This window comes from Pseudoroseomonas sp. WGS1072 (assembly GCF_049340465.1).
Classification (GTDB): Bacteria; Pseudomonadota; Alphaproteobacteria; order Acetobacterales; family Acetobacteraceae; genus Pseudoroseomonas.
Map to the genome: position 1 here is coordinate 1,660,072 of NZ_JBMPSU010000001.1, position 26,198 is coordinate 1,686,269.

The 26,198-nt window shown below is 73.4% G+C and carries 21 protein-coding genes and 1 tRNA gene; 13 read left to right on the plus strand and 9 right to left on the minus strand.

Annotation, left to right across the window (positions count from 1 at the left end):
* Window positions 1–53: 53 nt before the first annotated feature.
* From ACF3NH_RS07895 to mutS, 3 genes are all read right to left on the minus strand, one after another.
* A complete protein-coding gene (locus ACF3NH_RS07895; RefSeq protein WP_422922451.1) occupies window positions 54–449 on the minus strand; it encodes a hypothetical protein in 396 nt (131 codons plus the stop codon).
* Window positions 450–588: 139 nt separating this feature from the next.
* Entirely contained in the window at window positions 589–3,411 is a 2,823-nt protein-coding gene (locus ACF3NH_RS07900) for a [protein-PII] uridylyltransferase (protein ID WP_422922452.1), read from the minus strand.
* Window positions 3,408–6,155, minus strand: coding sequence for a DNA mismatch repair protein MutS (gene mutS / locus ACF3NH_RS07905; RefSeq protein WP_422922453.1), 2,748 nt, complete (start codon window positions 6,153–6,155; stop codon window positions 3,408–3,410). Before mutS ends, ACF3NH_RS07900 begins: the two co-directional genes overlap by 4 nt.
* A 141-nt stretch (window positions 6,156–6,296) precedes the next feature.
* Here mutS and ACF3NH_RS07910 point away from each other — a divergent pair, with 141 nt between their 5' ends.
* Entirely contained in the window at window positions 6,297–7,901 is a 1,605-nt protein-coding gene (locus ACF3NH_RS07910) for an ABC transporter substrate-binding protein (RefSeq protein WP_422924739.1), read from the plus strand.
* A gap of 208 nt (window positions 7,902–8,109) precedes the next feature.
* A complete protein-coding gene (locus ACF3NH_RS07915) occupies window positions 8,110–10,407 on the plus strand; it encodes an NADP-dependent malic enzyme (RefSeq protein ID WP_198365103.1) in 2,298 nt (765 codons plus the stop codon).
* Window positions 10,408–10,523: 116 nt separating this feature from the next.
* On the opposite strand, the gene ACF3NH_RS07920 is transcribed toward ACF3NH_RS07915, so the two are convergent.
* The 4 genes from ACF3NH_RS07920 to ACF3NH_RS07935 form a co-directional block, all read right to left on the minus strand.
* The gene (locus tag ACF3NH_RS07920; RefSeq protein WP_198365104.1) at window positions 10,524–11,348 is read right to left on the minus strand and encodes a sugar phosphate isomerase/epimerase family protein; all 825 of its coding nucleotides are present in this window, start codon (window positions 11,346–11,348) and stop codon (window positions 10,524–10,526) included.
* A gap of 100 nt (window positions 11,349–11,448) precedes the next feature.
* A complete protein-coding gene (gene folD, locus ACF3NH_RS07925; protein ID WP_422922454.1) occupies window positions 11,449–12,291 on the minus strand; it encodes a bifunctional methylenetetrahydrofolate dehydrogenase/methenyltetrahydrofolate cyclohydrolase FolD in 843 nt (280 codons plus the stop codon).
* Entirely contained in the window at window positions 12,288–12,560 is a 273-nt protein-coding gene (locus ACF3NH_RS07930; RefSeq protein WP_370591929.1) for a DUF167 domain-containing protein, read from the minus strand. Before ACF3NH_RS07930 ends, folD begins: the two co-directional genes overlap by 4 nt.
* A gap of 68 nt (window positions 12,561–12,628) precedes the next feature.
* Window positions 12,629–12,922, minus strand: coding sequence for a YggT family protein (locus tag ACF3NH_RS07935; RefSeq protein ID WP_198365107.1), 294 nt, complete (start codon window positions 12,920–12,922; stop codon window positions 12,629–12,631).
* Window positions 12,923–13,029: 107 nt separating this feature from the next.
* Here ACF3NH_RS07935 and ACF3NH_RS07940 point away from each other — a divergent pair.
* Window positions 13,030–13,105 (plus strand) — tRNA-Ala (locus ACF3NH_RS07940).
* 77 nt (window positions 13,106–13,182) lie between these two features.
* Here ACF3NH_RS07940 and ACF3NH_RS07945 read toward each other — a convergent pair.
* Window positions 13,183–14,007, minus strand: a complete 825-nt coding sequence (locus ACF3NH_RS07945; RefSeq protein WP_198365123.1) for an IclR family transcriptional regulator domain-containing protein — start codon at window positions 14,005–14,007, stop codon at window positions 13,183–13,185.
* Window positions 14,008–14,206: 199 nt separating this feature from the next.
* On the opposite strand from ACF3NH_RS07945, the gene ACF3NH_RS07950 reads away from it, so the two are divergent.
* The 10 genes from ACF3NH_RS07950 to ACF3NH_RS07995 all read left to right on the plus strand — a co-directional run bounded on the left by ACF3NH_RS07950 (window position 14,207) and on the right by ACF3NH_RS07995 (window position 25,206).
* A complete protein-coding gene (locus ACF3NH_RS07950; protein ID WP_422922455.1) occupies window positions 14,207–15,469 on the plus strand; it encodes a CaiB/BaiF CoA transferase family protein in 1,263 nt (420 codons plus the stop codon).
* The gene (locus ACF3NH_RS07955; RefSeq protein ID WP_422922456.1) at window positions 15,466–16,224 is read left to right on the plus strand and encodes a tyrosine-protein phosphatase; all 759 of its coding nucleotides are present in this window, start codon (window positions 15,466–15,468) and stop codon (window positions 16,222–16,224) included. Before ACF3NH_RS07950 ends, ACF3NH_RS07955 begins: the two co-directional genes overlap by 4 nt.
* 60 nt (window positions 16,225–16,284) lie before the next feature.
* Window positions 16,285–17,259 carry a tripartite tricarboxylate transporter substrate binding protein gene (locus ACF3NH_RS07960; protein ID WP_422922457.1) on the plus strand — a complete coding sequence of 325 codons (975 nt, stop codon included), beginning with the start codon at window positions 16,285–16,287 and terminating at the stop codon, window positions 17,257–17,259.
* 4 nt (window positions 17,260–17,263) lie between these two features.
* Entirely contained in the window at window positions 17,264–18,325 is a 1,062-nt protein-coding gene (locus tag ACF3NH_RS07965) for an SDR family oxidoreductase (protein WP_422922458.1), read from the plus strand.
* Between the two features lie 112 nt (window positions 18,326–18,437).
* A complete protein-coding gene (locus ACF3NH_RS07970) occupies window positions 18,438–19,598 on the plus strand; it encodes an ABC transporter substrate-binding protein (protein WP_198365127.1) in 1,161 nt (386 codons plus the stop codon).
* A complete protein-coding gene (locus tag ACF3NH_RS07975; protein ID WP_422922459.1) occupies window positions 19,595–20,359 on the plus strand; it encodes an ABC transporter ATP-binding protein in 765 nt (254 codons plus the stop codon). The genes ACF3NH_RS07970 and ACF3NH_RS07975 overlap by 4 nt, the downstream gene beginning before the upstream one ends.
* Window positions 20,356–21,081 (plus strand): ABC transporter ATP-binding protein, encoded by a 726-nt coding sequence (locus tag ACF3NH_RS07980; protein WP_422922460.1) that lies wholly within the window; start codon window positions 20,356–20,358, stop codon window positions 21,079–21,081. The genes ACF3NH_RS07975 and ACF3NH_RS07980 overlap by 4 nt, the downstream gene beginning before the upstream one ends.
* Window positions 21,078–21,950: a branched-chain amino acid ABC transporter permease gene (locus ACF3NH_RS07985; protein WP_198365129.1), complete on the plus strand. Its 873-nt coding sequence runs from the start codon at window positions 21,078–21,080 to the stop codon at window positions 21,948–21,950. The genes ACF3NH_RS07980 and ACF3NH_RS07985 overlap by 4 nt, the downstream gene beginning before the upstream one ends.
* 8 nt (window positions 21,951–21,958) lie before the next feature.
* On the plus strand, window positions 21,959–22,996 hold the full coding sequence (locus ACF3NH_RS07990) for a branched-chain amino acid ABC transporter permease (protein WP_422922461.1): 1,038 nt from the start codon (window positions 21,959–21,961) through the stop codon (window positions 22,994–22,996).
* Between the two features lie 56 nt (window positions 22,997–23,052).
* Window positions 23,053–25,206: an acetate--CoA ligase family protein gene (locus ACF3NH_RS07995; protein WP_422922462.1), complete on the plus strand. Its 2,154-nt coding sequence runs from the start codon at window positions 23,053–23,055 to the stop codon at window positions 25,204–25,206.
* Here ACF3NH_RS07995 and ACF3NH_RS08000 read toward each other — a convergent pair.
* Window positions 25,181–26,173, minus strand: coding sequence for an NADPH:quinone oxidoreductase family protein (locus ACF3NH_RS08000; RefSeq protein ID WP_422922463.1), 993 nt, complete (start codon window positions 26,171–26,173; stop codon window positions 25,181–25,183). The genes ACF3NH_RS07995 and ACF3NH_RS08000 overlap by 26 nt on opposite strands.
* Between the last annotated feature and the right edge of the window lie 25 nt (window positions 26,174–26,198).

Genomic DNA, 26,198 nt, shown 5'->3' on the forward strand with positions numbered 1-26,198 from the left:
TGGGCCGAGCCTCCCGGCAAGGTTCCACGGCGGATGTCAGGATCGGAGAGGTTTCAGCGGCCCTGCATCGGCCCGGTGCCGGCGGTCGGCCGGCCAGGCATTTGGCTCAGGGCGTTGGGCAGGGTCGTCGCGCTGGTCGGCGCATCGGTCGAGCCGCGCTCGCGCGCTCCGCTGCCGGCAGTGGGGACGCCCGGGATGCGGGCCAGCGTATTCGGTGCCAGGGTGGCGCTGGTCGGGTCGTCCGTGGTCCCCCGCTGGCGCGTTCCGGTGCCGACGGTGGGGGCGTTGCCGGGAAGGCTGGAGGATTCCCGGATGGTCTGGCTGGTGGTGGTCGGCGGATCGGTCCTGGCCTCCGGCGGAACCGGCGCGGGACGTTGACCGGGACCTCCGCAGGCCGCCAGGGCGAGGGTCAGACCGGTGATGGCAACGGCGGTCACGGATTTACGCATCTTTGGACGTCCTTCCTTCGCGGGCGGACCGGAGACGCCCGGAGGAACGCCCTGCCTATTTCAAAAGCATGGACAAGGCGAAGGTTGCCAGCGGTTTGCGGCCATCAGCTCATGGCGGAAGTTGCCGTCGGACGGCGGCTCAGTTCGCGTCCTCGGCGCCGGGGGGGGTGAGGGCGGCCAGAAGCGCCGCGCGAAGCCCCGCCAGCTTGCGCTCGTTCTCGATCTTCAGCCCGAACACGTCCTTGACGTAGAAGACATCCACCGCCCGCACGCCGTAGGTGGTGATGTGGGCCGAGGCGATCTGCAGCCCCTGCTCGCTGATCGCCGCCGTGACATCGTGCAGCAGGCCCGGCCGGTCGCGCCCGTTCAGCTCGATGACGGTGTGGGTGTTGCTGGCGAAATTGTCGATCACCACGCGCCCCGGCACCTGCACGGCGCGCAGCCGCGCCGGCTCGCGGCGCACCTTGCGGATCTCCTGCGGCAGGTTCAGCCGGCCGGAGAGCGCCTGCTCGATCAGCACCGAGAGCTTCGCCAGCTTGTGCCCGGCCTCGAAGGCGCCGCCGACATTGTGCGCCTGCGCGTCCTGCACCCAGAGGGTGTCGAGCGCCATGCCGTTGGTCATGGTGTGGATGCGCGCATCGACGATGGTGGCACCCGCGACCGCCAGCGCGCCGGCGATGCGGCTGAACACGCCCGGATGGTCGGAGCAGTAGACCGTCACCTCGGTCACCGCGCGGGCCTCCAGCACGCGGGTGGAGATGGTGAGCGGCGCGCCGGTCGCCTCGGCCTCGCGGATCATCGCGGCGTGGCGGGCGTGGCTCTCGGGATCGAAGGAGAGCCAGTAGCCCGGATAGCCAAGGCTGAGGAAATGCTCGACGCTCGCCCTCGGCTGGTCGGCCAGCATGGCGGCGGCGGCCTGCTTGGCGCGGGCCACGCGCACGTCCCGCTCCGGCACGGAGAGGCCGCCGGCCAGCACCTCGGCCACGCGCCAGTACAGCTCGCGCAGCAGCGTCGCCTTCCAGGCGTTCCAGACCTTGGGGCCGACGGCGCGCATATCGGCCACGGTCAGCACCAGCAGCAGCCGCAGCCGCTCGGGCGATTGCACCACCTCGGCGATGTCGAGGATGGTCTTGGGGTCGTCGATGTCGCGCTTGAAGGCGGTCTGGCTGACCAGCAGATGGTTCAGCACCAGCCAGGAGACGGTCTCGGTCTCCTCGGGCGAGAGGCCGAGGCGCGGGCAGATCTCCTGGGCGATGCCGGCGCCGAGCTCGGAATGGTCGCCGCCCCGGCCCTTGGCGATGTCGTGCAGCAGCACGGCGACATAGAGGGCCCGGCGGGAATGCAGCTGGCCCACCACCTCGCTGGCGACCGGCACGGCCTCCTCCAGCTCGCCCCGCTCCAGCTGGTTCAGCACCTCGATCGCCTCGATCGTGTGCTCCTCCACGGTGAAGACATGGTAGGTGTCGAACTGCATCAGCCCGACGATGCGGGCCCAGTCGGGAATGAAGCGCGAGAGGAAGCCGACCTCGTTCAGCACCCGGATCCAGCGCGCCGAATCGCGCCCGGTCAGGATGTCGAGGAACAGGGTGTTCGCCTCGTCCTGGCCCCGCAGCGCCTGGGCCAGATGCGCGCTGCGGATCAGCGCCCGGTGCGCCAGCGGGTGCAGCTCCATGCCGCGGTCGCGCGCGGCGCGGATCAGCCGCAGCATGATCACCGGATCGCGCTCCACCGGCCGGTCGGGCGCGAAGAGCAGCTTGCCGTCGGCCACCGCGATGCCGGCGGCGGTCAGCGTCGGGTCGGCGGCGCGACTCAGCGCCGGCAGGCCGAGCGTCGCGCGCTCGATCGCCGGCTCCAGCAGGCGCGACAGGCGCACCACGTCGCGCGCCGTCAGGAAGAGGTGCTTCATGAAGCGCTCCACCCCGTCCTGCTTGCCGTGCCGGGTGTAGCCCATGCGGGCGCCCACCACGGGCTGCAGGTCGAAGGTGAGCCGCTCCTCGGCGCGGCCGGTGACGTAGTGCAGGTGGAAGCGGACGGTCCAGAGGAAGTCCCAGGCGCGGCGGAAGGCGCGCGCCTCGCGCGCCGTCAGCAGGCCGCCGCCGGGGCTGTCGGGGCCGACCAGCTCGGGCATGCGGCGCGCCCCGAAGGCGTAGCGCGCCAGCCAGTACATGGTCTGCACGTCGCGCAGGCCGCCGCGTCCCTCCTTCAGGTGCGGCTCGACCAGGTAGGGGCTGTCGCCATAGCGCTTGTGGCGCGCCGCGCGCTCGGCGCGCTTGGCGGCCAGGAACTGGCCGACGCCCCATTCCTGCCGCGCGCGGGCGAACTCCTCCTCGAAGCGGGTGAAGACCGCGAGATCGCCGGCGATGAAGCGGCCGTCGAGCAGCGCGGTCTGGATGGTGGCGTCGCCACGCGCATCCTCCAGGCATTCGCGGATGCTGCGCGTCGCGTGGCCGACCTTCAGCCCGAGGTCCCAGAGCAGGTAGAGCATGAACTCCACCGCCCGCCGCCCGCGCGGGCCGAGCGGCCGGTCGGACAGGAACAGCAGGTCGATATCGGAATAGGGCCCGAGCACGCCGCGGCCGTAGCCGCCGGTGGCGGCCAGGGCGAAGGGCGGCTCGGTGGTGGCGGCGAAGGCGTTGCCGCCACCCTCGGCCTGTTCCGGCGCCACCTGGGCCAGGGTATAGGCATGGATGGCGGAGATCAGCCCGTCGGTCAGCTCGCCCAGCATGCGGGCGGCGGTCAGGCCGGAGAGGGCATGCGCCTCGAAAACCTCCTGCACGCGCGACTGGATGCGGCCGAGCTGCCGGCGCAGCAGCGTCAGCGCGACCTCGCGGGGCACCGGTTCGCCGGGGCGGGGGATCAGGTCGAGGGCGACATCGGGAAGGGGGCGCAGCGGTGCCTGAGGCACCGGGGCCTGTTCCGCTTCATCCATGGGGGCATCTGGCAGATCGCCGGAGCTTCTCATTCGACCGATGTTATCCCGCACTGCGCCGCAGCAACAGCGCCGTCATGGGTTTTGTTGACATCATTTTGATCGCGCAGGGACTTGAGGCGATAAAGCGCCTCCAGAGCCTCGCGTGGCGTGAGTCGATCCGGGTCCAACGCATCGAGCGTTGAGAGGATGTGGCGATCCTCCATGTCCGGTTGGGCCGGGCGCGCCGGCGGAGGGCGGAACAGCGGCAGCTCGCCGGCCAGCGGGTCGAGGCCCCGCGCCCGCTCCTCCAGCGCGCCGAGCACCGCCTGCGCCCGCGCCACCACCTCGCGCGGCACGCCCGCCAGCCGGGCCACGTGCAGCCCCCAGGACTTCTCCGCGGCGCCCGGCCCGACCAGGTGCTGGAACACCACCGCGCCCCGGTGCTCGCGCACCCGCATGGTGGCGAGCTGCAGCTCCGGCAGCCTGGGCTCCAGCGCCGTCAGCTCGTGGAAATGCGTGGCGAAGATGGCGCGGGCCCGGATGCGGTCGTGCAGCGCCTCCAGCACGCTCCAGGCGATGGCCAGCCCGTCCCAGGTGGCGGTGCCGCGGCCGACCTCGTCCAGCACCACCAGCGAACGCGGCGTCGCCTGGTTCAGGATCGCCGCCGTCTCGGTCATCTCCACCATGAAGGTGGAGCGGCCGCCGGCAATGTCGTCCGCCGCGCCGACGCGGGAGAACAGCCGGTCCACCAGGCCGAGCCGGGCGGCCTCGGCCGGGACGAAGAGTCCGGCCTGGGCCAGCACCACCATCAGCGCGTTCTGCCGCAGGAAGGTGGATTTGCCGGCCATGTTCGGCCCGGTCAGCAGGCAGAGCCGGCGGCCGGGCGAGAGGTCGGCGTCGTTCGGCACGAAGGCGGGGCCATGGGCGCGGGCGAGCGCCGCCTCGACCACCGGATGGCGGCCCTGGCGGACGACGAAGTCGGGCCGCTCGACCATCTCCGGGCGGCACCAGCCGCCCTCGGCGGCCAGCTCGGCGGCGCCGGCCTGCAGGTCGATCTCGGCCAGGGCGGCGGCCGCCTCGTCGATCGGCCGGGCCGCCGCCAGGCAGAGGCCGCGCAGGTGCCGCACCACCATGGCCTCGCGCCGCGCCGCCTGCTCCCCGGCCGCGGCGAGCCGCCGGTCCAGCTCCGCCAGGGCGGGGCAGGTGAAGCGGTGCGCATTGGCCATGGTCTGCCGGTGCACCGGCGCCCGCGGCGTGCCCTCGAGGCCGCCGGGCGGCTCGCGCAGCAGCCTCTCGCCCGCCGCCGCCGGCATCTCCGCCAGGAAGCCGAACTGCTGGTGGTGGCGGATCTTCAGGGCGGCGACGCCCCAGGCCTGGGCCAGCTCCATCTGCAGGGCGGCGATGGCGCCGCGCGTGTCGTCGCGCAGCCGCTTCAGCGCGTCCAGCTCGCCATCATAGCCGGGGGCGATCAGGTTGCCGTCCTCCAGCCGCGCCGGCAGGTCGGCGGCCAGGGCGCGCTCCAGCTCGGCGCGCGGCGAGCCGGCCGGGCGCAGCGCGGCGCCTGCGGCCTCCAGCAGCGCGGGGAGCGGCCGGCCCGCCTCCAGCGCCGCCGCCATGGCCTCGGCGCGGCCGAGCCCCTCGCGCAGCGCGGCGAGGTCGCGCGGCGCGAAGCGGTCCAGCGCCAGCCGGGCCAGGGCGCGGGCCATGTCGGGCGCGCCGCGCAGCCGGCCGCGCAGCGCCGCGCGGAGCGCCGGCGCCGCCAGCAGCGCGGCCACCGCGTCGTGCCGGGCGGCGATGGCGGCGGCCTCGGTCAGCGGGGCGGCCAGGCGGGCGGCCAGTTCGCGACAGCCGGCGGCGGTCAGGCCGCGGTCCACGGCGGCGAGCAGGCAGTGCCGCGTCTCGCCATGCTCGCTCCGCAGGATCTCCAGGCTGCGCCGGGTGGCGGCGTCCATGCGCAGCGTCCCGCGCCCGCCCTGCGGCTCGGGCGGGCGCAGGCGCGGCGCCGCCTCGCCCTGGGTGCGCCGGATGTAGTCCACCGCCAGCGCGGCGGCGGCGCATTCGGCCGGGCTGAAGCGGCCGAAGCCATCCAGCCCGGCGGTGCCGAAGAAGCCGGCGAGCAGCCCCGCCGGATCGCGCGGCGGCACGGCCCTGCTCGGCCGCCCGGGCAGCGCCGCCAGCGGAACGCTCTCCGCCGGGTCCTCGGGCAGCTCCTCGGGCAGGACGACCTCGGCGGGGTCGAGCCGCGCCAGCAGCGCCGGCAGCTCGGCCTCCGGCAGCGCCTCGCAGGCGAAGGCGCCGGTGGTGAGATCGGCCCAGGCCGCGCCCCATTCGCCGCCCACGGGGGCGAGCGCCAGCAGCCAGGCGGAGCGGCCGCCCTCCAGCAGCGCCTCCTCCGTCACCGTGCCGGGGGTGACGAGGCGCACCACCTCGCGCCGCAGGGTGGGCGCCTTCCGCGCCCGGGCCTGCTCCGGCGTCTCGCGCTGGTCGCAGATGGCGACGCGGAAGCCCTGGCGGATCAGCCGGGCCAGGTAGTTCTCCTGCGCATGGGCGGGGACGCCGGCCATCGGCACCGGCCGCCCCTGATGCTCGCCGCGATGCGAGACGGCGAGGCCGAGCGCCGCCCCGGCGGTGACGGCGTCCTCGAAGAACAGCTCGAAGAAATCCCCCATGCGGAAGAAGACCAGGGCGTCGGGATGCGCGGCCTTGGCGGCGAACCATTGCGCCAGGGCTGGGGTGGCGCCCTCGGCCGAGGGCAGGGTTCCGGCGGGCGGCGGGGCGGCGGGGCGGCGGCTCATCGGGCCTTCCTAGAACAGGATCCGGCACGGCGGTATGGCCGAAAGCCCGCCATGCGCCGCCCGGGGGGCAGGGGGTTGCCCGGACGGCCGGCCTCGCGCAACGTCCGCCGCCCGAAAGATCCGAGGAGGCCTTCATTGTCGATGCACCGCCGCAGCCTGTTGAAGACCGGGGCCCTGGGTGGCGCCGCCCTGCTGGGTGGCGCCGTCGCGTCTCCCCTGGCGCGCCCCGCCCTGGCGCAGGATGCCCGCGCGGCCACGCTGCGCTTCGTGCCGCAGGCCAATCTCTCGGCGCTCGACCCGGTCTGGACCACCGCCACCGTCACCAGCAACCACGGCTACTACGTCTTCGACACGCTGTATTCGCTCGATGCCACCCTGCAGCCGAAGCCGCAGATGGCCGAGGGCCACGAGGTGCTGGAGGATGGCCGGCTCTGGCGCTTCCGCCTGCGCGAGGGGCTGCGGTTCCACGACGGCGAGCCGGTGCGGGCACGCGACTGCGTGGCCAGCCTGAAGCGCTGGATGGCGCGCGACGCCTTCGGCCAGCTCGTGGCGGCGATCATCCGCGACTGGCGCGTGGTGGATGACCGCAGCTTCGAGATCCGGCTCGACCGGGCCTTCCCGCTGCTGCTGACCGCGCTGGGCAAGACCGAGGCCTCGGTGCCCTTCATCATGCCCGAGCGCCTAGCGCAGACCGATCCGGGCAAGGCGGTGACGGAGATGACCGGCTCCGGCCCCTATCGCTTCCTGGACGGCGAGTACAATTCCGGCAGCCGCGTGGTCTACGAGAAGTTCGACGGCTACGTGCCGCGCCAGGAGGCGCCGGAGCGGGCCACGGGCGGCAAGGTGGCGCATTTCCGGCGCATCGAATGGCTGATCATCCCCGATGCCGCCACCGCCGCCGGCGCGCTGATGAACGGCGAGGTGGACTGGTGGGAGCGGCCGATGGCCGACCTGCAGCCGATGCTGGCGCGCAACCGCCAGATCCGCCGCGAGGTGACGGACAAGGCCGGGCGGCTGGCGCTGGCGCGGCTGAACTGCCTGCACGCGCCCTTCAGCGACGTGAGGCTGCGCCGCGCCGTGCTGGCCTCGGTCATCCAGGAGAACTACATGCGCGCCTCCCAGGGGGACGATACCTCCGTCTGGACCGGGACGCGCAGCATCTGGCCGAAGCACACTCCCTATTACCAGGACCACCCGGACCTGATGCCGGGCGACCTGGACCACGCCCGCGCCATGCTGAAGGAGGCGGGCTACACGGGCCAGAAGGCGGTCATCATCAACCCGACGGACTTCCCCGACATCGGCCCGCTCGGCCAGGTGACGGCGGATGCGCTGCAGCGCATCGGCATGAATGTCGAGCTGGCGGAAAGCGACTGGGGCACGGTGATCCAGCGGCGCAACTCGCGCGAGCCGGTGGAGAAGGGCGGCTGGAGCATCTTCCACACCACTGGCCCGGCCAACTTCTACGGCAGCCCGGCGATGTCGCCGCTGATCCGGGGCCAGGGCGAGGCCGGCTGGTTCGGCTGGTGGAAGAACGACCGCGCCGAGGCGCTGACCCAGGAATGGCTCTTCGCCGCGGATGAGGCGGCGCAGCGCAAGGCCGCGCTGGAGCTCGGGCGGCTGGGGCTGGAGGAGGTCTCCACCATGCCGCTCGGCCAGTTCACGCTCCGCACCGCCTTCCGCAGCGACCTGACCGGCATCCTGGAAGGCACCGCGCCCTATCCCTGGAACGTGCGGCGGAGCTGATCGGGCGGCGGCGCGCGGCCGGCCCCTGACCGGGCCGCGCGCCGCCCCCCATCCGCCGGCGCCGCGGCCGGATGTCTCACAGGGTGAAATTTCCTTTCACCGAACGAGAGCTGCGCGACCTTATCTCGCAGTCGCGAAGCGGCCGGCTTTCCACTTCCTGCTTCCCCGCTCATAAAGAGGCGATCACTGCGGTAGCCGGGGAATGGTTATGGACGACGCGAAATCGATTGCACCGGGGGATACGCGCACGGCGCGCATCACCGCCGAGGAGGCGCTCGCCCTGCATGCCGAGGGCAAGCCTGGCAAGCTGGAGATCCGCCTCACCAAGTCGCTCGCCACGGCGCGCGACCTCAGCCTGGCCTATTCGCCCGGCGTCGCCGAGCCCTGCCTGCACATCCACCGCGACCCGGCGCTGGCCTATGACTACACGGCCAAGGGCAACATGGTGGCGGTCATCTCCAACGGCACGGCGGTGCTCGGCCTCGGCAATCTCGGCGCGCTGGCCGGCAAGCCGGTGATGGAGGGCAAGGCGGCGCTGTTCAAGCGCTTTGCCGACGTCGATTCCATCGATCTCTGCATCGACACCGAGGATGTCGACCAGTTCGTCAACGCCGTGCGCTACCTCGGGCCCTCCTTCGGCGGCATCAACCTCGAGGACATCAAGGCCCCCGAGTGCTTCGTCATCGAGCAGCGCCTGCGCGAGCTGATGGACATTCCGGTCTTCCATGACGACCAGCACGGCACGGCGATCGTCGCCGCCGCCGGGCTGATCAATGCCTGCCACCTCACCGGGCGGGCGCTGTCGGAGACGAAGCTCGTCATCAACGGCGCCGGCTCGGCCGCCATCGCCTGCGCCGAGCTGGTCAAGGCGATGGGCATGCGGCCCGAGCACATCCTGATGTGCGACACCAAGGGCGTGCTGTGGCGCGGCCGCACGGAGGGCATGAACCAGTGGAAGTCGGCCCATGCCGTCGCCACGGACCGCCGCACGCTGGCCCAGGCGCTGGAGGGCGCGGACGCCTTCTTCGGCCTGTCCGTCAAGGGCGCGGTGACGCCCGAGATGGTGCGGTCGATGGCGAAGGACCCGATCATCTTCGCCATGGCCAATCCGGACCCCGAGATCACCCCGGACGAGGCGCGCGCCGTGCGCCCCGACGTCATCATCGCCACCGGCCGCTCGGACTATCCGAACCAGGTCAACAACGTCCTCGGCTTCCCCTTCATCTTCCGCGGCGCGCTCGACGTGCGCGCCAGCACGATCAACGAGCCGATGAAGATCGCCGCGGCCGAGGCGCTGGCCATGCTGGCGCGCGAGGACGTGCCGGAGGAGGTGGCGGGCGCGGGCGGCGGCAAGGGGCTGCGCTTCGGGCCGGACTACATCATCCCGCATGCCTTCGACCCGCGCCTGATCGCCCGCGTCTCGCCGGCGGTGGCGAGGGCGGCGATGGAATCGGGCGTGGCGCGCAAGCCGCTGATCGACCCGCAGCGCTATGCGCGCGAGCTGGCCGGGCGCTTCGATGCCGGGATCAACGCGCTGGAGACCATCACGGAGCGGGTCAAGGCCAACCCGAAGCGCGTGGTCTTCGCCGAGGGCGAGGAGGAGAAGATCATCCGCGCCGCCATCGCCTACCGCAACGCGGGCTACGGCACGCCGGTCCTGGTCGGGCGCGAGGACCGCATCACGGCGACCGTGGCCGCGCTCGGCATCCCGCTGCCGGAGGGGATCGAGATCCACAACGCGCGGCTTTCGGGCAGCAACCGGCGCTACGCGGAGTTCCTCTATGCCCGCAAGCAGCGCCAGGGCTTCCTGTTCCGCGACTGCCAGCGGCTGGTGAACCAGGACCGCAATGCCTTCGCCGCCTGCATGGTGGCGATGGGCGATGCGGACGCCATGGTCTCCGGCGTCACCCGCTCGACCGGCGCGACGCTGGAGAACGTCATGCTGGCGATCGATCCGGCGCCGGAGACGGTGCTCTTCGGCCTGACGCTGATGCTGGCGCGGCGCTCCGGCACGGTGCTGATCGCCGATACCGCCGTCCATGAGCGGCCGAGCGCCGCGACCCTCGCCTGCATCGCCCGGCAATCGGCGACGGAGGCGCGCAAGCTGGGGCTGGAGCCGCGCGTCGCCTTCCTCTCCTTCTCCACCTTCGGCGATCCCGGCGGCACCATCACCGGCCCGGTGCGCGAGGCGGTCCGGCTGCTCGACCAGCAGGGGGCGGACTTCGAGTATGACGGCGAGCTGGCGGCGGATGTGGCGCTGAACCCGCAGCTGCGCGCGCTCTATCCCTTCTGCCGCCTGACCGGGCCGGCCAATGTGCTGGTCATGCCCGGGCTGCACGCCGCCCATATCCTGACCAAGGCGGTGCCGCACCTGACCAGCGCGACGACCATCGGGCCCCTGATGGTCGGGCTGTCGCAGCCGGTGCAGCTCATCAACCTGGGCAGCAGCGTCGCACAGATCCTCGACATGGCCTGCTTCGCGGCGCATGGCGCGGTGACGCGCTAGAGCAGATCCCGATCCGGTGGCATCACCGGATCGGGCGAGCCGGCGCGAACGGGAAGCGCGCCGGCCTCGGATGGGCCGGGCCCCAAAGGGAGCGCCCCCTGGGGCCCGGCCGCAACTCACTCGGCTAGGCCGAGCCCCGTCAGATAGGCCGCGCCCTCGCGCAGCGTCGCCGGGTCGCGCAGTTCCAGGATCAGCCGCGCCGCCGGGGCGGACTGGGCCAGCGCCTCGAACAGCGCGCCCCAGCGGATGGTGCCGCGCCCGGGCGGCCAGTGGCGGTCGGCATACCCTTCGGTGTCCTGCAGGTGCACATGGTGCAGCGCCTGGCCGGCCAGGCGCACATGCACATCCGCCGGCGGGCCGCCGGTGCTGCAATGGGCGTAATGCGCGTGGCCGGTGTCGAGCGAGACGCGCACCGCCGTGCTGTCCAGCGCCGCCGCCAGGGCGATGCGGTCGCGCGGGTCCTTGTCCTCGATATTCTCGATGACCAGGGTGCAGCCCTGGGATTCGGCGCGGGCGATCACCTCGCGCAGCGTCAGCCGCACCCGCTCCAGGAGCTGCTCCCGGGCGCCCTCGAAGGCGTCGAGGTTGTTGTGGTCCCAGGTGGTGAAGGGCGAGTGCAGCACCATCTGGTCGGCGCCCACCGCCTCGCAGGCGGAGAGGCCCTGCAGCAGCCGGCGGGTGACCACGGCGCGGATCTCGGGGTCGTGGGAATCGATCTTGAAGCCCCAGAAGGGGCCGTGCAGGCCGCGCCGGCCGGTATGCCCGTCGAGCGCCGCGCGCACCCGCCGGGCGACCTCGAGCCAGTCGCCGTCCAGCACCTCGGCCCTGTGCAGGTCCTGGATCTCGATGTCGCGCTGGCGCTCCAGCAGCCAGTCGCGGTGCAGGGCGATGCCCTTCAGGCTGAGGGCGGCGCCCAGCAGGGGGCGGGTGGGGGATGTCATCGGCGGTCTCCTGGCATCACGCTGTGCGCAGCCGGGCCTAGAACGGCCGTGCTACGCCCCGGTGACGCTTCGGAGGCGGGAGGATGACGATTCTGGTGTCCTACCCCCGCCGCGCCTCGGCCGCGTCCACCGTGTTCTCCAGCAGGCAGGCGATGGTCATCGGGCCGACGCCGCCGGGCACCGGGGTGATGGCGCCCGCCCGCCCGCGCGCCGCGGCGAAATCGACATCGCCCACCAGCCGGCCGTCGGGCAGGCGGTTGATGCCGACATCGATCACCGTGGCGCCCTCGGCGATCCAGTCGCCCTTCACCATCTCCGGCCGGCCGGCGGCGGCGACCAGGATCTGCGCCCGGCGGCATTCGCCGGCCAGGTCCAGGGTGCGGGAATGCACCACCGTCACGGTGGCATCGGCGGCGAGCAGCAGCGCCGCCATCGGCTTGCCGACGATGTTGGACCGCCCCAGCACCACCGCCCGCGCCCCCGCGAGCGGCGTGCCGGCGGCGGCCAGCAGGTGCATCACCCCCTTGGGCGTGCAGGGCACCAGCCCCTTCTGCCCGGTGGCCAGCCGGCCGGCATTGACGGCGTGGAACCCGTCCACGTCCTTGGCCGGGTTGATCGTCTCCAGCACGGTGGCGGCGCGGATCTGCGCCGGCAGCGGGAGCTGGACCAGGATGCCGTCCACGGCCGGATCGGCGTTGAGCCGCCGCACGACATCGAGCAGCGCCGCCTCGCTGGTGTCCTCCGGGAGCTGGATCGTGGCGCTGTCGAGCCCCGCCTGCTGCGCCGCGCGGTCCTTGTTGCGGACATAGACGCCGCTGGCCGGGTCGTCGCCCACGCGGACCACCCGCAGGCCGGGAGCATAGGGCAGGGCGGCGACCCGGGCGGCGATCCGCGCCCGCAGCGCCGCGGCCACGGCCTTGCCGTCGATGATGCGCGCGGTCATTCGATTCTCTCCAGTTGCTCGGCCAGTCGGAGGGGGTCGCCCTCGATCCGGCAGGTCTTCTCGCGCGATGCCGCGCCGTGCACCACCGCGATGGCGGAAGGGGGGACATGCAGGGCGGCGGCGAGCAGGGCGCAGATCGCCCGGTTGGCGCGGCCATCCTCCGGCGCGGCATTGACCGCCACCCGCAGGCGCGGTCCGCCCAGGGCCTCCATCCAGCCCTGGATGCCCTCCCGCCGGGCCCTGGGCTGGGCCTTGACCCGCAGCTCCACTCCGCCGGGGAGGCCGCGCCAGCCCTTCGGCGGTTCCGCCCCTGCCTCCGCCCCTGGCACCGCGGCCGTCAGGCGGCCACCAGCGGCCAGAGGGTGGTCCAGAGGAAGATGCGGAAGGCATAGAGCAGCAGGATCAGGATCATCGGCGAGATGTCGATGCCGCCGAGATTGGGCAGGAAGTTCCGGATCGGCCGCAGCGCCGGCTCGGTGATCTTGTAGAGGAAGTCGCCCACCGCCCAGACGAAGCGGTTGCGGGTGTCGAGCACGTTGAAGGCCACCAGGAGGCTGAACACCGCCGCGATGATCAAAGCCCAGACATAGAGACCGATCGCCTGATCGAGGAACCAGAACACCGCGTACATCGCCATCCCCTTGTGGTGAGGCCTCCATCTACGAAGCCCGGGGGGCGGCGGCAAGCGCCGCTTGACTTGTTCTGCGACCTCCGCGATAAGCCCGCCACCGCGCGTGTGGGGCTGTAGCTCAGATGGGAGAGCGCCTCGTTCGCAATGAGGAGGTCAGGGGTTCGATTCCCCTCAGCTCCACCACCGCGCAGGTTTCCCCCTCCGTCTTCCAATCAGATGGTCCGTAAGCAGCCGGTCGGGCGGCAAGGCTGAACCGCCCCTCAGGCCCGCGGGTGGTCGTCCGCCGCCGCGCCCTCCGGGTGCCACAGCCCGGCCAGCATCCCGCCGAGTTCGCCCGCCGCCTGGCGCAGCGCCGGCAGCAAGCGCGCCACCACGGTCGTCTCGTCGATCGCCTCGCGCAGATACATCAGGTTCAGCGCCGCCACCGCCTCCTCCCGCACCAGGACGGGCACGCCGATGGAGCAGGCCAGGCCGCCGTAGTCGCGGCGGGAATAGGCCTCGTTCATCACCGCGTAGCCGCGCCGGCGGATGTCCTGCAGCAGCGCCGCCAGCGCCTCCGGCTGCCGTGCCACCGCGTCCCAGGGCTCGCGCGAGCGGGCGGCGAGGTCGAGCGCCCGCTCCCGCTCCGCCGGGCCGCAATGCGCCAGGAAGGCGAGGCCGAGCGAGGTCGCCAGGATCGGGGCGCGGAAGCCGGGCCGGCGCTGGAACAGGAAGCGGCCGCCCTCGTCGCGGCTGGTATGCACCACCACCATGGCGTCACCGTCGAAGACCGCGATGTCGGAGGGCCAGCCGATGCGCTGGCGCAGCGCGGTCATCGTCGGCGTGGCGGCGATCCCGACCTCGCGCTGCATCTCGTAGCCGGCCGAGAGCTCCAGAGTGCGGCCGGTCGGCAGATAGAAGGGCTGGCCCGGCTGGCGCGTGACGAAGCCGGCATGGATCAGCGTCTCCAGCATCCGCACCACCGTGGGCTGGCTGAGGCCGGTGGCCTGGTGGATCTCGCGCACCGTGGCGCGGGGCAGGCGGTTGACCAGGCGCAGCACGTCGAGGCCGCGCAGCAACGCCGTGACGGGATCGTAGGATGGCATGGCGCCTCGAGGCTCCCTGGGACAGCGGGCGGGCCGGCGGGCGGCCGCGGATTCGCCGTTCACGGCCCACATTCCCTATGCCATACTGTTCTGAAATTCAATTTCAACGAATGAAATTCATGCCTTGTGCCTTGGTGCGAGGCGGCGAGGGGAGGGCCCGCATGGGCGGAGCGCGGCGGACAGGACGGGGAGAGGACGCGTGAGCGGGGTGGAGGACAGCGGCGCCGCGCCGCTGGCGGGCCTGAAGGTGCTCGACCTGTCGCGCGTGCTCGCCGCGCCCTGGGCCACCCAGATCCTGGGCGATCTCGGCGCCGAGGTGCTGAAGGTCGAGCAGCCGGGGCGCGGCGACGACACGCGCGGCTGGGGCCCGCCCTTCCTGGAGGATGGCTCGGCCCGGCCGGACGCCGCCTATTATCTCTGCGCCAACCGCAACAAGCGCTCGCTCGCCATCGACTTCGCGCAGCCGGAGGGCGCCGCGCTGGTGCGCCGCCTGGCGGCGGAGGCCGATGTGCTGGTGGAGAACTTCCGCACCGGCGGGCTGGCGAAGTACGGGCTGGACGCCGCCAGCCTGCGCGCCGGAAACCCGCGCCTGATCTATTGCTCCATCACCGGCTTCGGGCAGACCGGCCCCTATGCCGCGCGCGGCGGCTACGACTTCCTGGTGCAGGGGCTGAGCGGGCTGATGAGCATCACCGGCCGCCCGGACGGCGTGCCGGGCGGCGGCCCGATGAAGGTGGGCATCCCGGTCAGCGACCTGTTCACCGGCCTCTACGCCACCGTCTCCATCCTCGCCGCGCTGAACGAGCGGGGCCGCAGCAGCCTCGGCCAGCATCTCGACTGCGCCCTGCTCGACAGCCAGCTCTCGGTGCTGGTCAACCAGGCGATGAACTACCTGGTCGGCGGCGTCACGCCCCGGCGCCTGGGCAACGACCACCCGAACGTCGTGCCCTATCGCGACTTCGCCGCGGCGGACGACTACATCATCGTCGCCTGCGGCAATGACGGGCAGTTCCGGGCGCTGTGCCGCCTGCTCGGGCTCGAGGCGCTGGCGGCCGACGCGCGCTTCGCCACCAATGCCGGCCGCGCCCGCCACCGCCGCGAGCTGGAGGTGACGCTGGCGCATGCCATCGCGCCCTGGAAGGCGGCCGACCTGCTGGCCGCGATGGACGCGGCCGGCGTGCCGGGCGGGCCGATCAACACCATCGACCAGGTGCTGGCCGATCCGCAGGTGGCGGCGCGCGGCCTGCTGCGCGAGATGCGGCGCCAGGACGGCACGCCGGTCACCGTCATCGGCTACCCGGTGCGGTTCGGCCGCACCCCGCCGCGCTACGATCTGGCGCCGCCGCGCCTCGGCCAGGACACGGCCGCGGTGCTGGCGGAGCGGCTCGGCCTCGATGCCGCCGAGCTGGAGCGGCTGCGCGCCGCCGGCATCGTGCAGATGGCGGAGGAGGCGGCGGCATGAGCGGGGCGGTTCCCGAGCTGCCGCGCCGGCTGGCGCTGGAGGGCTGCACCAACCTCCGCGACCTCGGCGGCTACCGCGCCGTCGACGGGCGGCGGGTCCGCTTCGGGCTGGTGTTCCGCGCCTCCGCCCTCGGTGCCCTGACGGAGGCCGACCTGCTGGCGCTCGGCCGCCTCGGCCTGCGCACCGTCTGCGACCTGCGCGGCGAGCGCGAGCGCGCCCGCATGCCCTCCCGCCTGCCCGATCCGGCGCCCGACGTGGTCTCGCTGCCGATCGAGCCCACCGTCGGCGCCTCGCTGCGCGACATCCTGGAGCATGGCCAGGCGACGGGCGAGGATGTCGTGTCGCTGCTGGCCGAGGCCTATCGCGCCTATGCCACCGACAAGCTGCCGCAATACCGCGCCCTGCTCGCCCTGGTGGCGGAGCCGGGGCGGCTGCCGCTGGCCTTCCACTGCACCGCCGGCAAGGACCGCACCGGCTTCGGCGCGGCGCTGCTGCTGACCGCGCTCGGCGTGCCGCGCGAGGTGATCCGGGAGGACTACCTCGCCACCAACCGCTTCTGGACCGGCAGCGGCCTGCTGCCGCCGACCACGCCGCCGGCGGTGGCCGAGGCGCTGATGCGCGCCCACGCGCCGCTGCTCGACGCCGCGCTCGACACCGCGCTCGCCGGTCATGCCGATACCGCCGCCTTCCTGGAGGCGGCGCTGGGCCTGGATGCGCGCCGCCTCGCCGCGCTGCGCGACAGCCTGCTCGAATGACCGAACGCTGAACGACAACGCGCCGCCGGCAGAAGCGGCCGTGTCCAGGGGAGAAGACCGATGCTGAGACGAACCATCCTGGCGGGCCTGCCCGGCCTGCTCGCGGCGCCGACCCTGCTGCCGGCGGCCCCGGCCCGCGCGGCGGAGGCCTTTCCGGGCCGGCCGGTGAGCATCGTCGTGCCCTTTCCGCCCGGCGGCGCCACCGATGTCATGGCGCGGACGCTGGCCGACCGCATGGCGCCGGCGCTCGGCCAGCCGGTGATGATCGACAACAAGCCCGGCGCGCAGACGGTGATCGGCGCCGATGCCGTGGCGCGCGCCCCGGCCGATGGCCACACCCTGCTGATGTCCTCGGGCACGACGCTGACGCTCAACCCGCTGCTGCCCGACAAGCTGCCCTACCGGTTCGAGGACTTCGCGCCCATCGTGCTGTGCAGCAAGCTGCCCTTCGCCATCGTGGTGCGCGACGGCCTGCCGCGCGACCTCGACGGTTTCATCAGGCTGGCGAAGTCCCAGCCCGGCAAGCTGAACTACGGCTCCAACGGTCCGACCAGCTTCAACAACATCGCCGCCATCGTCGCCTTCGAGGGGCTCGGCATCAGGCTGACCGAGATCACCTATCGCGGCGACGCGCAGCAGCTCACCGACCTGATGGCCGGCACGCTCGACGTCATCGTCGTCGGCGGCAGCTCGGGCCTCGCCGCGCATCGCTCGGGCCGCGGCCATATCGTCGCCTGGACCGGCGACCGGCGCCTCGCCGTGACCCCCGACATCCCGAACGTCTCGGAACACGGGCCGGACATGGTGGCGCAGACCTGGTTCGGCCTGCTCGCGCCGGCGAAGACGCCCGCGGGCGTGGTGGCGAAGCTGAACGCGGCGGCGCAGAAGGGGCTGGAGAACCCGGCGCTGCAGGAGCGGCTGCTGTCCGAGGGGCAGTATGCCGCCGGTGGCACGCCGGAGGAATTCGCCACCTTCCTGCGGAGCGAGATGGACCGCTGGCGCCCGCTCGTTCGGCGCCTGACCGGGGCGGGCTGAGCCCATGCCGGGCACCCTTCTCGTCGCCGGCGCGCTGGGGCTGGTCGGGCGCGCGGCGCTGCAACGCTTCGAGGCCGCCGGATGGGAGGTCATCGGCCTGTCCCGCCGGCCGCCCGACTTCGGGACGCGCGCGCGCTTCCTGGCGCTCGACCTGATGGACGCGGCGGCCTGCCGCGCCACGCTGCCCGGCCTCGGCGTCACGCACCTGGTCTATGCGGCGCTGCAGGAGAAGCCGGCGCTGCGGGCCGGCTGGCTGGACGCGGAGCAGATCGAGACCAACCGCGCCATGCTGGCCCATACCCTGGCCGGGCTGGAGGGCGGGCCGCTGCGGCATGTCGCGGTGCTGCAGGGCACCAAGGCCTATGGCGTGCATCTCGGCCAGATGCCGATCCCCGGCCGGGAGGACGCGCCCCGCCACATGCACCCGAACTTCTACTGGGCGCAGGAGGATCTGCTGCGCGAGCGGGCCGCGCGCGGCGGCTGGCACTGGACCGTGCTGCGCCCGCAGGCGGTGATCGGCCATGCGCGCGGCAGCGCCATGAACCTGCTGGCGGCGATCGGCGCCTATGCCGCGATCAGCCGCGAGCTTGGCCTGCCACTGGTCTATCCCGGCCGGGGCGACCGCATCACCGAGGCGACGGATGCCCGGCTGCTGGCCTCGGCCCTGCTCTGGGCGGCCGGGGCGGAGGCGGCGCGGGACCAGATCTTCAACGTGGCGAATGGCGACGTGCTGACCTGGCGCGGCCTCTGGCCGGTGGTGGCGCGCGTCTTCGGCATGGAGATCGGCGCGCCGCACCCGATGCCGCTGACGGCGCTGATGGTCGACAAGGAGCCGGTCTGGCAGCGCATCGTCGCGCGCCACGGGCTGCGGCCCGGAACCCTCGCGGAGCTGGTCGGCGCCTCCTGGCAGTTCGCCGACTTCGCCTTCAGCCGCGAGGAGCAGACCGCCTCGCTGGTCAGCACCATCAAGATCCGCCAGGCCGGCTTCGGCGACTGCGTCGACAGCGCCGCCATGCTGGAATGGTGGCTGCGCCATCTGCAGGAGGCGCGCATCCTGCCCGCCTGACCGGCCACGCCGGCCCGCCCGCATGAAACGTCAGCCCGGGGCGGCCGCCATCCGGGCACAGGAACTGAGGACCGGCACCACAGAACCGCCGGCCATGGAGGAGGTCCCGAAGATGACGATGTCCCGCAGGACGATGCTGCGCCTTTCGGCGCTCGGCGCGGCGGCGCTGGCCGCGCCGCTCGCGGCGCCCCGCCTGGCGCGCGCCGCCGATCCGGTGAAGGTCGGCGCGCTGTTCCCGCTGAGCGGCGGCGCCGCGCCGCAGGGCCAGCATGTCAGCCAGGCGATCGAGATCGCCGCCGCGCTGGTCAACGAGCAGGGCGGCGTGCTCGGCCGCCCGGTGCAGATCCTCCGGCGCGACGACGAATCCACGCCCGCCGTCGGCGTCAGCCGCGCCAACGAGCTGATCGGCGAGGGCGTGGCCGTCATCATCGAGGGCTGGAACAGCCCGGTGACGCTGGCGACGCAGACAGTGATCGCGCGCGCCGGCGTGCTCGACATCACCGCCATCTCCAAGGCCGACCAGATCCTGACCGGCGGCGGCAATCCGCTGGCGATCCGGCTCAACTCCTCCAACGCCCAGGACGGCCGCATCATCGCCGAGCACCTGAAGGCCACGGGGGCGAAGCGGCTGGCCTTCCTGACGCAGAACGACGCCTACGGCAACGGCGCCCAGGCGGCGATCGAGGGCGAGCTGAAGGCCATCGGCCATGCCTATGACAAGGTGGCGGAGGAGCGCTTCCCCTTCGCCCAGGCGGATTTCCGCGTCGCGCTGACCAATGTGCGCGGCAGCAACGCGGACGCCATCGTGGCGATCAACGCCAATGAGGGGTCCGGCCTGCCGGCGCTGATCCGCCAGGCGCGGCAGATGCGCCTCAGGGGCGAGCTGGTCACCGCCGTCGGCACCGTGGCGCCGAGCGTCATCGCGGTGGCGGGCGAGGCGGCCAATGGCATCGTCGGCGCCGACATCTATTTCCCCAATGTCGAGCCCTTCGCCTCCAACCCGGCGAACCGGACCTTCGTGCGCCGCGCCGAGGAGACCATCCGCTACACGCCGGACAAGTTCATGGCGCTCGGCGCCGCGGCGCTGCAGGTCTGGGCCATGGCGGCGAACGAGCTGAAGTCGCTGGAGCGCGAGGCCATCGCGAAGCGCATCCGCGGCGGCGCCTTCCAGGGCACGGTGCTGGGCGACATCACCTTCGGCGCCGACGGCCAGCTCGCCTCCAGCCACCACCTCTTCACCGTGAAGGACGGCAGGATCGAGGTCCGCGCATGACAGCGGTGCTGCGGGTCGAGGGCCTCGGGGTGCGCTACGGCGCCCTCGTCGCCCTCGACGGCGTCTCCTGGGAGGTGGCGGCGGGCGAGGTGCTCGGCATCATCGGCCCGAACGGCGCCGGCAAGAGCTCCTGCTACGACGCGGCCACGCACATGACGCGCCGCACCGGCCGGGTCTGGCTGGACGGGCGGGAGGTGACGGCGGTGCCGCCGCACGGCCTGGCGACGCTCGGCCTGAAGCGGGCCTTCCAGCAGAACGCCTTCTTCGCCCAGCTCAGCGTGCTGGAGAACATGGTCGCCGTGCTGCAGCGGGAGGGCGGCGCGGGCCTCGCCGCCAGCCTCGCCCTGCCCTGGCGCGAGGCGCGGCTGCGCCGGGCGCTGCGGGCCGAGGCGGCGGCGCTGCTGGAGGAGTTCGGCGTGCCGCGCGAGATGCACGAGCTGCGCCCCGGCCACATCCCCTACGGCAGCCAGCGCATGCTCTCCATCGTGCTCGCCTGGGGGCGTGGCGCGCGGGTGCTGATGCTGGACGAGCCGGCGGCGGGGCTCGGCGGCCCCGACATGGCGCGGCTGCGCGACCTGCTGCAGCGGCTGCGCGGGCGCGGCACGGCGCTGGTCGTCATCGAGCACCACATGGACCTCATCATGTCGGTGGCCGACCGCATCCTGGTGCTGGAGCAGGGGCGACCCCTGGCCAGCGGCACGCCGCGCGAGATCCAGCAGGATGCGCGGGTGCTGGAAGCCTATCTGGGGCGCGCGGCATGAGCGCGCCCATCCTGGAGGCGAGCGGGCTGCGGGTCGTCCATGGCGGCAACCTCGCCCTCGACATCCCGCACCTGGCGCTGCGGCCGGGCGAGCTGGTCGGCGTGGTGGGCGCCAATGGCGCGGGCAAGTCCACCCTGGTCAACGCGCTGCTCGGCTGGTCGCGCGGCGCGCCGCGCGTCGAGGGGCGGGTGCGGCTCGCCGGGCAGGACGTCTCGGCCCTGCCGCCGCACCAGCGGGTGCGGCGCGGCCTCGCCCTGGTGCCCGAGGGCGGGGCGGTCTTCATGCGGCTGACGGTGGAGGAGAACCTCGCCGCCGCCGTGCCCGAGGGCGGCCGGCGCGGCCACGGGCTGGAGGAGGTCTATGCCCTCTTCCCGCGCCTGCGCGAGCGGCTGCATCACCTCGCCTCGATGCTCTCGGGCGGCGAGCGGCAGATGCTGGCCATCGCCCGCGCGCTGCGCCTCGGCCCCGCCGTGCTGCTGCTCGACGAGCCTTCCATCGGCCTCGCCCCGCGCCTCGTCACCGATGTGCTGCGCAGCGTGCGCGGCCTGGTCGGGCCGGGGCTCTCGGTGCTGCTGGTCGAGCAGAACGTGCGCGCCGCCATCGAGGTGGTCGACCGGCTGGTACTGCTGGAGCGCGGCCGCATCCTGGCCGAGGGGCCGGTCGCCGCGATGCGCGACGACCCCCGCATCCTGCATGCCTATCTGGGCGAGGCGGTGGCATGAACCTGGTGCAGCAACTGATCAACGGGCTGATCATCGGCCATGCCTACGCGCTGATCGCCATCGGCTGGACCGTGCTGCTCGGCGTGGCGCGGCTGGTGAACTTCGGCCACGGCCAGATGTACATGCTGGCCGCCTTCGTCACCTGGTGGGGGGTCGCCGGGCTCGGCCTGCCCTATCCGCTGGCCATCCTGCTGGCCATGGCGGGCGGCGTGCTGCTCGGCCTCGTCATGCAGCTCACCATGCTGCGGCTGACCTTCGCGCAGGACCTGGTCTCGATCATGATCGTGACGCTGGGCTTCGGCCATGTCATGCGCGGCCTGGCCGGCCTGCTCTTCGGCGGCAATCCGCAGGTGCTGGAGACGCCGCTCTCCTGGATCGACTTCGAGATCGCCGGTGCCTGGGTCACGGCGCAGGACCTGCTGATCGTCGTCGCCGCCATCGCCGTCTTCCTGCTGCTGCGCCTGGTGCTGGAGCGCGGCGCGCTCGGCCGCACCGCGCGCATGGTGGCGGAGGACCCGAAGCTGGCGCAGCTCGGCGGCATCGACGTGCGCCGCGTCTATCTCGCGGTCTTCGCCTTCGAGGGCGCGGCGGTGGCGCTGGCCGCCGCGCTGGTCGCGCCGCGCACCCCGATCCTGACCAGCATCGGCTTCGAGGAGGTGATCATCACCTTCGTCGTCGTCGTGCTGGGCGGCATCGGCTCGATCGGCGGCAGCTATCTGGCGGGGATCGGCCTCGGTCTCTTCACCGCCCTCTTCGGCGGCTTCGTCTCGCCGGCCTACGCGACCTCGGCCGCCTTCGGCGTGCTGATCCTGGTGCTGGTGCTGCGGCCCGGCGGCCTCGCCCTCGGCGCCAAGGGGGGCCGGGCATGAGGCCGGGCATGAGCGGCGCGCCCCGTCTCCTCCTGCCCCGTCTCTTCCTGGCAGTGGCCGGCGCGCTGCTGCTGCTCCCGCTGCCGGGCTGGATCGGCGGCGTGCACGGCGCCTTCGCCGTCATCGCCATCCTGGCCGTCGCCGCCTACGGGCTCGACATCGTCGTCTCCGATCTCGGCGAGGTCAGTCTGGCGCACACGGTGTTCTTCGCCGCCGGCGCCTATGCCACCGGCCTGCTCGCCACCCGCGCCGGCGCGGGCAGCTGGGTGACGCTGCCGGCGGCGCTGCTGGCCGGCCTCGCCATCGCCCTGCTGCTCGGGCTGATCACGCTCTCGCTGCGGGAGTTCGTCTTCTCCCTCGTCACCTATGCCGCCTCCGTCGTCGCCGCCGCCGTGGCGCACAACTGGAACGTGCTGGGCGGCTCGGACGGCGTCTCCGGCATCCCGACGCTGGACCTCTCCATCGGCCCGCTGCGGCTCGCGGCGCGCAACGATGCCGAGCTCTGGCCCTTCGCCCTGGCGCTGCTGCTGGTCACGCTCTACGCGGTGCGCCAGTTCCGCCGCTCGCGCCTCGGCGCCATGGCGATGATGGTGCATCTCAACCCGCGCCTCGCCAACATGTCGGGGATCGACGTGCGCCGCGTCCGGCTGCGGGTCTTCCTGCTCTCCGCGCCGTTCAGCGCCGCGGCGGGCTGGCTCTATGCCTATCAGCGCGCCTATGTCGGGCCGGACCTGTTCGAGACCTACTTCCTGGTGCTGATGCTGACCGCCGTGGTGCTGGTCGGCCGCCGCCTGCTGCTGGGGCCGCTGCTCGGCACGGCGCTGATCATCGGCCAGGAGCGCTTCCTCTCCTTCGGTGGCGACATCAACGCCATCCTGCTCGGCGGCGCGCTGATCCTCTCGCTGGCGGTGCTGCCCAGCGGCGGGACGAGCGGCGGGACGGGCGGGCTGGCCGGCGGCCTGGCCGGCCTCCTGGAGCGGCTGCGCCCGCGGGCGCCGGACGCCGCCGCGCCGCCCGCCGAGGGCCGCTCCGTGCCGCAGCCATGACGCCACACGGAACCGCCCGAACGGGAACCACGCAGGGGAATGCCATGGGGAATGCCATGTCCGAACGTCCGCTCTACCGCGCCGCCGACCTCCGCGCGCTGCTCTCGCCGCAGAGCATCGCGGTGGTGGGCGCCTCGGCCCGCGCCGGCTCCTTCGGCGAGCGCACGGTCCGCAACCTCGATGGCTTCCGGGGCCGGCTGCACCTGGTGAACGCGCGCTACGACAGGCTGGGAGAGCGGCCCTGCCACGCCGCGCTCGCCGCCCTGCCCGAGGTGCCGGAGCTGGTCGTCGCCGCGACGCCGATGGAGGCTGCCGAGGGCGTGCTGGAGGATTGCGCGGCGGTCGGCGCCGGCGCGCTGGTGCTCTACGCCGCCGGCTTCTCCGAGACCGGCCGGCCCGAGCGCATCGCGCTGCAGGAGCGCCTGGCGGCGCGCGCGCGGGCGGCCGGCATCCGGCTGGTCGGGCCGAACTGCATCGGCCTCGTGGACTATGCCAGCGGCGCGAAGATCAGCTTCATCACCGTGCCGCAGCCCCTGGCGGTCCCGACGCGGCCCGCCATCGGCATCGTCAGCCAGTCGGGCAATCTCGGCTTCGCCCTTGCCCAGGCGGTGGAGGCGGGGGCGAATATCGGCCGCGTGCTGACCTGCGGCAACTCGGCCGATGTCGATGTCGCCGACTATGTCGCGGCGCTGGCGGAGGATCCGGCCTGTTCCGCCATCGCCCTGCTCTTCGAGGGCATGGCGGCGCCACGCCGGCTGCTGGAGGCGGCCGAGATCGCCTGGGCGCATGACAAGCCGCTGGTGGTGCACAAGCTGGCCACCGGCGAGAGCGGGGCGGCGGCGGCGCTCTCGCACACCGGCTCGCTGGCGGGGTCGGACGCCGCCTATCGCGCCGCCTTCGAGCGCAGCGGCGCGGTCCTGGCCGAGCAGTTCGAGGGGCTGCTGGAGCTGGCCAGCTTCCTGGCCAAGGCGCCGCCGCCGCGCGGCGCGGGCGTCGCCGTGGTCTCCACCTCGGGCGGCTCGGCGATCATGGCGGCGGACCGCGCCGAGGTGCGCGGCGTCGCGCTGCCGCAGCCGGGCGAGGCGGCGCGGGCGGTGCTGGAGGCGCGCATCCCGGAATTCGGCTCGGCGCGCAATCCCTGCGACGTCACGGCGCAGGTGCTGAACGATCCGGACTCGCTCCGCGCCTGCGCCGGCGCGCTGCTGGAGGACCCGGCCTATGGCGCGCTGATCCTGCCCAACGGCTATGCCTATGACGTGGCGACGCCGCGCTTCGCCATGGTGGGCGAGCTGGCGGAGCAGCACGGCAAGATCGCCTGCGTCGTCTGGACCACGCAGTTCCTGGAAGGCCCCGGCGCGCGCGAGGCGGAGGCCGAGCCGCGCGTGGCGCTGTTCCGCTCGATGGACCGCTGCATGGCCGCCATCGCCGCCTGGCAGGCGCGTGGGGCGCGTCGCGCCGCCGGCACGCCCACTGGCACTCCCGCTGGCACGCGCCTCTCGCCGCCGGAGGCCAGGGCCCGGGCGGCGGCGCTGCTTGACCAGGCGCGGGGTCCGGTGCTGACGGAGCGCGAGGCCAAGGCGGTGCTCGCCGCCTATGGCGTCCCGGTGGTGGCCGAGACGCTGGCCGCCGAGGCCGAGGCCGCCGTCGCGGCGGCGGAGGCCGCCGGCTACCCCGTGGTTCTGAAGGTCGAATCGCCCGACCTGCCGCACAAGACCGAGGCCGGCGTCATCCGCCTCAACCTCGCCGATGCCGCCGCCGTGCGCGCCGGCTTCGCCGAGGTCATGGCCAATGCCGCGCGCGCCGCGCCCCAGGCCCGCATCAACGGCGTGCTGGTGCAGCCCATGGTGCCGGCCGGGATCGAGATGGTGGTGGGGGCGCGGCATGATCCGCTCTTCGGCCCCACCGTGGTCGTCGGGCTCGGCGGCATCCTGGTGGAGCTGCTGCGCGACACCGCGCTCGCCCTCGCCCCGGTCGGGCAGGGCGAGGCGCGCGCCATGCTGGAGCGGCTGAAGGGCGCGAAGCTGCTGCACGGCTTCCGCAACCTGCCGGCGGTGGATCTCGATGTCCTCGCCGGCATCGTGCAGCGCGTCTCGGAACTGGCCGCCGACCAGGCCGGGCGCATCGCCGAGATCGACGTGAACCCGGTGATCTGCGCCGGCGGCCGTCAGGTGGCGGTGGACGCGCTCATCGCGCTGGCGCCGCATGGGTGAGCAGCACCAGCTTGCCGGTGGCCTGCCGCGCGGCGAGCGCCTCCAGCGCCTCCGGCGCGCGCTCCAGCGGCAGGGTGCGCGAGACATGCGGCCGCAGCTTCCCCTCGGCGATCCAACCGAAGAGATCGGCCAGCAGGGCGCGATAGGCCGCGCGCTCCCGCCGGGCGAACTCGCCGAAGAAGACGCCGGTGATGGCGCAGCCCTTCAGCAGCGCCAGGTTCAGCGGCGGGCGCGGGATCTCGCCGGCCGCGAAGCCGACGACGAGGTAGCGGCCGCGCCATGCGGTGCCGCGCAGCGCCGTCTCGGTATAGGCGCCACCGACGGGATCGAAGACGACATCGGCGCCGCGCCCGCCGGTCAGCGCCTTCAGCTGATCGCGCCAGTCGGGCGCGCTGTAGTCGAGGACGGCATCGGCGCCCTCGGCGCGGCAGGCCTCGAGCCGCGCCGCCGAGCCCGCGGCGGCGATCACCCGCGCGCCCATGAGCTTGCCGAGTTGCACGGCGGCGAGGCCGGTGCCGCCGGCCGCGCCCAGCACCAGCAGCGTCTCGCCGGGTTGCAGCGCGCCGCGGTCGCGGAGCGCGTGCAGCGCCGTGCCATAGGCGAGGCAGACGGCCGCGGCGACCTCCGGCGCCACGCCCTCCGGCACCGGCACCACGGCCTCCGCCGGCAGGGCGACAGCCTCGGCGAAGCCGCCATGCGTCATCAGCGCGGCGACACGGTCGCCGGGGCGGAAGCCATCGACGCCCTCGCCCAGCGCCGCCACGCGGCCGGAGACCTCGCCGCCGGGCGCGAAGGGCAGCGGCGGCTTCTGCTGGTATCGCCCCTCGATCAGCAGCAGGTCGGGAAAGTTCACGCCGCAGGCCTCGACGCGCAGCAGCACCTCGCCCGGGCCGGGCACCGGATCGGGCAGCTCGCCCGGCCGCAGCGCGGATGGCGGGCCATAGGCGTGGCAGAGCATGGCTTTCATGGCGGGTCTCCTCCGGTGGCCAGCC